The 592-nt window shown below is 60.8% G+C and carries 1 protein-coding gene; it reads left to right on the top strand.

The features are described from left to right. Nucleotides 1-460: pirin family protein (locus AC1DWI_RS25770; protein WP_477726272.1), on the top strand; the 460-nt coding region annotated here is incomplete at its 5' end. Nucleotides 461-592: the final 132 nt, after the last annotated feature.

Below are 592 nucleotides of genomic sequence, written 5' to 3'. Positions count from 1 at the left end.
CATCAAGGGCATCCCGCCCGGTGATGTGCAGCGCATGAGCGCGGGCACCGGTGTGCAGCACAGCGAGTTCAACCACGCAGACGGCCAGACCACGCATTTCCTGCAGATCTGGATCGAGCCCAATGTGACCGGCATTCCTCCCAGCTACGAACAAAAAACATTTGCCGATGCTGAAAAGCGCGGCACGTTGCGGCTGGTGGCTTCGCCCGACGGCAGCCAGGGCTCGGTGCTGATCCATGCCAATGCCAGGCTCTATGCAGGCCTCTTCAACGGCGCGGAAACCGCCACGTTGCCGCTCGACGCGAAGCGCAAGACCTATGTGTTCCTGATTCGCGGACAGCTTGAAGTCAACGGCCAGGTGCTGAAGGCCGGCGATGCCGCTGCGCTGCAGGCAGAAGGCACACTGCAACTGGGCCACGGCCAGGACGCCGAGGTGCTGGTGTTTGACCTGGCACCGTAACGCCCGGTCACATGCCGTAACCCATCACCCAGGTCGGGCGCCGAATGCGTACAGCCGCATGGCGCTTGCCCAGAGTGTTTTTTTCCTCCATCATTTCCCCGTTTACTTTATTTATAAGGACTCGTCATGCTC

It is taken from the genome of Polaromonas sp. P3_C2 (assembly GCF_056402675.1).
Note: the sequence above shows the minus strand (reverse complement) of the source record. Positions and strands in the feature narration are given on the sequence as shown.